Annotated in this window: 6 protein-coding genes; 5 read left to right on the forward strand and 1 reads right to left on the reverse strand. The window is 41.1% G+C overall.

Going from position 1 to position 5,090, the window contains the following annotated elements:
- Nucleotides 1-142: 142 nt before the first annotated feature.
- Nucleotides 143-421 (reverse strand): helix-turn-helix transcriptional regulator, encoded by a 279-nt coding sequence (locus AB5123_RS13705; RefSeq protein ID WP_243238889.1) that lies wholly within the window; start codon nt 419-421, stop codon nt 143-145.
- Between the two features lie 530 nt (nt 422-951).
- On the opposite strand from AB5123_RS13705, the gene AB5123_RS13710 reads away from it, so the two are divergent.
- The 5 genes from AB5123_RS13710 (at nt 952) to AB5123_RS13730 (ending at nt 4,927) form a co-directional block, all read left to right on the forward strand.
- Entirely contained in the window at nt 952-1,284 is a 333-nt protein-coding gene (locus AB5123_RS13710; RefSeq protein WP_147342909.1) for a hypothetical protein, read from the forward strand.
- A gap of 125 nt (nt 1,285-1,409) precedes the next feature.
- A complete protein-coding gene (locus tag AB5123_RS13715; protein WP_278946375.1) occupies nt 1,410-2,528 on the forward strand; it encodes a hypothetical protein in 1,119 nt (372 codons plus the stop codon).
- A gap of 11 nt (nt 2,529-2,539) precedes the next feature.
- The gene (locus tag AB5123_RS13720) at nt 2,540-3,403 is read left to right on the forward strand and encodes a hypothetical protein (protein ID WP_117924993.1); all 864 of its coding nucleotides are present in this window, start codon (nt 2,540-2,542) and stop codon (nt 3,401-3,403) included.
- A 3-nt stretch (nt 3,404-3,406) separates the two neighbouring features.
- Nucleotides 3,407-4,279 (forward strand): hypothetical protein, encoded by an 873-nt coding sequence (locus tag AB5123_RS13725; RefSeq protein ID WP_117924995.1) that lies wholly within the window; start codon nt 3,407-3,409, stop codon nt 4,277-4,279.
- Between the two features lie 9 nt (nt 4,280-4,288).
- Entirely contained in the window at nt 4,289-4,927 is a 639-nt protein-coding gene (locus AB5123_RS13730; RefSeq protein WP_368364956.1) for an ABC transporter ATP-binding protein, read from the forward strand.
- The last annotated feature ends 163 nt before the right edge of the window (nt 4,928-5,090 follow it).

Below are 5,090 nucleotides of genomic sequence, written 5' to 3' on the forward strand. Positions count from 1 at the left end.
TGCTGCTGAACAGAGCCGGACGCAGGAACAACTGATCGTATCCGGCAGGTTTATGCAAAGCTACAATAGAAAAAAGGCATCATGTATCCGGACATGATGCCTTTTTGTTTATCGTACGGTGTCAGCGGTCAATTTACGAATTTCATAGAGCCTGTTCTATACTTCTGAACTGCGACGGAGTAATACTCTCGAACCTTTTGAAAATCTTGCAAAAATAACTGCTGTCGCAGAAACCTGTTTCTTCAACTATCTGATCGACAGTTTTCTGCGTTTCTGCCAGAAGCATTTTAGCCGCCTTTATCTTGCGTTTTGTGATATATTCCATCGGTCGGCAGTTCAAGGTCTGCCTGAATAATCTGCACAAATGCTGCGAAGAAACGCCTGCGGCTTTACTTATGGATTCAAGACCGGTCTGTTTCATATAGTTTTCGTCAATATATGCGATCGTCTTTGTCACCGCAGGGGCAATTTGTACACTGCCTTTTCCTTTCGCCGCAAGACGGCTCAATTCAATGAAAAAAGCTGTACAGATAGCCCGACGCTCACCAAAAAGACGGGAAGACTGCTTTCTTTGCTGATTATCGGATAATCGTAGAATTTCAAAATTAATTCACCGCCTGTGCTAAAATCGTTATATCTTAATAATATCATTCATTGACTTGTATGTCAATAAGCGTTATAATCTGGCTATTTCAACTTCCGTGTTGATGTTAACAAGCATTTAACAATCAACTTATGTAAAATGAAATAATTTAGAACGCAATATTTGTTCAGCTATACAAAAATCTTGTGCATATGAGAGAAATATGCAGAATATAGTGACTTTTGGTGTTATATGTGTTAAAATAATGTATGCATAGATAAAAAAGTCTATTGCAAAAAAATGTGGTGAGTCCAATGAAGATGTGAATATTCATTATGCACAATTATCCGTTGCAATAATTGTGTTATATGATGAAATTGAATTTATTTGCAACAAAACTTGAAGAAAATCACACCTATATTATAAAAAATATCGTTAAGAGAATCGCAGCTCAGGATGATTATGTTAGGGTCAACTACCAAATTGACAAAATTTCCAATGCTACATCCGTTTCATATAGAACAACGGTTGGAGGTACATATATTGCAAGTGGAGAAATATCAAGTAAAGGAAACCATACTACGAAACACATTAATGCGACATATATTGATAAAGGTGAACGTATTTTGTGCACCATGTCACTCAATCCAGCTCCGTCAGGTGTAGGTAGTCAGGCTTCAGGATATGTTAGCGGTAAATAAAATTTAAACTAAGGCAATATCACTAACTATCTTTTTATGTGATATTGCCTTAAATTATACGATCAATTTAACAGCTTGATTTCTATACTACCTCGCAGCAATAACCCAAAAGAAAGGAATGACATATGAAAAATATCAGAAAAACAAAAGTATTATTGCCCATGATGTTGGCGGCTGTGGCGCTGTCAGCTTGTGAAAATACTCCCGACAATATCAGAAGCAACAAGCATTCGGCTGAGGTGGACAGCGGCGAGGCTTATGTTTCGTCAGAGAATATTTATGACAGCTTTGATGCTGCATTTGAAAAAGAGTATACAAAATTCAAGCTACCCGAAAAATCGGCGGTGAGCATTTGCAAACCTGACGGCGTTTATGACTTGGAGCTTGCTTATATCAATGCCGAAAATGATATGGACTGGCTGTCGTCAAAAGTGGAAGAGCTGCAAAGTGCCTTGGATATCAAGATCGATGGTAAGATCGAAACTGTGGAAGATCAGGCACAGCTCCAGGACGAACATAACAAACTTAAAATAACACGCTTTGCACAGCCTTATTGCTGTTGGGAGGCAAGCGAAAACGGCGTAAATACCGCAGACGCTGACGCCGATAATATGGAGCTTTTTTATCTCGACAGACCAACTTCTGAAAATGCTGACAGCGGACTTTTGTCTGCTGCGGACAAGGCAAAGACTTTGGCGGACACGTTCAGCAATGTGCTTGGAGAGGAGCTTGACAATGTGGTCAGTGACGGGTATATAATCACCACCGACAGCGGTGTTGGCTATGAGATCGAGATACAAAAGGCATATAAAGGTATCGGCATACAAAATGTTTTTTCCACGAATGCTGATGATACGCTGTTCGTGAAGGGAAATGCCCTTATGACCTATTCAATGCAAACTTATACCGATCTCGACGCAAACTTTGACCCCGAATATTACATAGGTTGTAACGCTTTCAAGGTGGCAAAGGCTGAGAAAATAGACAAAATGCTGTCTTTCAAGGGCGCTTGCGATCTGCTTGAGGAAAATCTTGCGGACAAAATCGATATACAGTTTGATGACGTCAAGCTTATGTATGAACCTCGTGGCGAGAGTACCGAAGTCGGCGAAAGTGCGGATAATATATGCTGTACGCCAAAGTGGTATTTTATTATCGACGATAAGCAGCCGACAGGTCTGCACGCAATAAATTATGTGACAGTCGATTGCGTTACGGGCGAGATATATGTGCTTATTCCATAGGGGGTGGGGCAATGAAAGCACTTAAATGCGACCTTAACAAGAGTATGCTGAATATCGGATATGTCGGTGCGGTGCTGCTCACGACCCTGCTATGCTTTACCGCAAAGGCGTATACTGACCCAAACACGGCGAAGATATACACGGTGTTTGAGTGCATTGCAAAGCTTGACAAACAGCTTTTTGCTGATGATTATTCCTTCAGTTCCTATCTGATATTCGCAAAAGGTATGTCGGGATATATGGCAATGTTTCTGCCTATAATAGCGGCTTTTCCCTTTATGACGGCATTTTGTGCAGAGCGAAACGGCGGCTCAATGCGGTTCAACATAACCCGAACAGGCAGTTTGAGATATTATCTGTCAAAATTCTGCTCAGCATTTTTGTGCGGCGGTTCAGCCGTTCTATTCGGATATATAATTTTCGGCGTTATCGTGCGGATAATATTTCCGCAATTGAGCCAATACGAACTTTCCGCAGATGATTTATCATTCGTGCTTGTGAACAATAAAGACGAGCTTACGGGCGTGTTGAGATATATGCTTTCGGCATTTTTGTATGGAGCTATAAGCACAATGCCTGCACTTTTCATAAGCTCATTCTGCAAAAATCCGTATCTTATAACCTGCGTGCCATTTATGGTAACATATATGTGGCAGATAACTGTGCAGAAACTTATTGCAAATTCAATGATGAAAGAGGATTTCGACAGGGCAAGCATATTGGAGAATTTTTATCCCAACAGCATAATGAATTTGTCATATTACACAGCTTTTGCCGACACAAAATACATTCTGTTTTTCAATTTAGGGATAATACTTTTATCTGTGATAGGTTTTATAGTAATAATGAATATGCGGCTGGACAAAGGGGTGTAAGCAATGAAAAATTTTAGTTTTAAACAAGCCTTTTCCTGTGCGGCAACGGAATTTGTAAAGTGGGTCTGTGACGCACGAATGGTGATCGTTGCGGTGCTGCTCATATTCATAAACAATTTTGCAGTTTCTCCGCTGACCAACAATGCAGAGCTTATGGGTGAGCCGCTTAACATACTAGAGCCATTTATAGCTGTGGCGAATTCTGAGATACTGATACTTATAATCCCCATAGTTTTTCTTACCCTCATTGCTGATTATCCGAAAGTTGACACCAATACCGTGTTTTATATCGTGCGTATCGGCAGGGCAAACTGGTTTGTAGGGCAGGTTTTGAAACTTGTTTTTATGATAGTATCATATCTTGCGGTAATATTTCTCGGTACAGTTTTGCCAATGCTTTCAAAGGGTTTTTGGTACAATGGCTGGAGCAATGTTGCCACGGGTTTTGTGAAAATGTTCCCCGACAGGCGAGGCGATTTCGGAGTTGAGCTGCTTCCAGAAAATCTCTACAATCAGCTTTCGGTATTTGAGGCGGCGGTAAAAAGCTATCTGCTCGTGGCGGCGTATTTGATGATAATAGGGCTGATACTGCTGGTGTTTTCACTATTCAAGCGAAAGACATTGGGCTTTATCATATGCGGCGGAATGATATCCCTTGGAATGGCGTTCAGTGCTATAAGGACAAATCTTATGTGGACAATGCCAATGGCAAACTCAATAACTTGGCTGCATTACACGAAATATTTCAAAAAGCCAATAATGCCGATGAGCTTTTCTGTGATTTATCTGCTAGTACTTATTGCGGTTCTGCTGGTTTTCGGAGGGATAGCCATTGGTAAGTTTAATTATGATAATGTGACGGAGGTTGCAAGTTAGGGGGACGAAATGGATATCATCAATGTAAATGACGTATGCCTTACGCTTGGCAAAACGGAGATACTAAAGCACATAAATGTGTCCTTTGAGGAGGGCAAGATACACGGACTTATCGGGCGAAACGGCAGTGGAAAAACGATGCTGATGAAGTGCATATGCGGCTTTATCAAGCCCACATCGGGTGAGATAACAGTTGACGGCAAGCAAGTGGGCAAGGACGTTGACTTCCCGAAAGATATGGGTATCATTATTGAAACACCTGGGTTTATACCTTACTATTCGGGCTACAAGAACTTAAAGCTTCTTGCGGGGCTTAACAACAAGATAGGTAAAGAGGAGATAAAAAGCAGTATGAAACAGGTGGGACTTGATCCTGACCTAAAGCGTCACGTTCGTAAATACAGCCTTGGTATGCGGCAGCGTTTGGGACTTGCACAGGCTATCATGGAAAACCCAAAGATACTTATTCTCGACGAGCCGTTTAACGGTCTTGACAAGGACGGAGTAAAAGAAATGCGTGAGTACCTACTTTCATACAAGGAGCAGGGCAAGACTATTCTTATATGCTCACACTCTACGGAGGACATCTCAGTGCTGTGCGATACTGTGCATGAAATGGATAAGGGTGTGATTGAGGAGGTAAGGTGACATAGACTGAATAAGTATGGATTCGTACAAACAGATATCAGGAGCCGATATTGATAGGTTAAAATTAGGACTATTCTGAATAGAATAAGGCGCTGTAAAAAAACGCGCAATAAAAAAAGACTGCAACCACCCTTAAAAGGGTAGGAAAGCAGTCTTTTTTGTG

Source organism: Ruminococcus sp. RTP21204st1_B2_RTP21204_210225, from assembly GCF_040914135.1.
Lineage (GTDB): Bacteria > Bacillota > Clostridia > Oscillospirales > Ruminococcaceae > Hominimerdicola > Hominimerdicola aceti.

Bases quoted from the DNA above. Each gene is read 5' to 3' on its own strand.
- AB5123_RS13725 (WP_117924995.1), top strand. From the start codon at position 3,407: ATGAAAAATTTTAGTTTTAAACAAGCCTTTTCCTGTGCGGCAACGGAA.
- AB5123_RS13715 (WP_278946375.1), top strand. From the start codon at position 1,410: ATGAAAAATATCAGAAAAACAAAAGTATTATTGCCCATGATGTTGGCG.
- AB5123_RS13730 (WP_368364956.1), top strand. From the start codon at position 4,289: ATGGATATCATCAATGTAAATGACGTATGCCTTACGCTTGGCAAAACG.
- AB5123_RS13705 (WP_243238889.1), bottom strand. From the start codon at position 421: ATGAAACAGACCGGTCTTGAATCCATAAGTAAAGCCGCAGGCGTTTCT.
- AB5123_RS13720 (WP_117924993.1), top strand. From the start codon at position 2,540: ATGAAAGCACTTAAATGCGACCTTAACAAGAGTATGCTGAATATCGGA.
- AB5123_RS13710 (WP_147342909.1), top strand. From the start codon at position 952: ATGATGAAATTGAATTTATTTGCAACAAAACTTGAAGAAAATCACACC.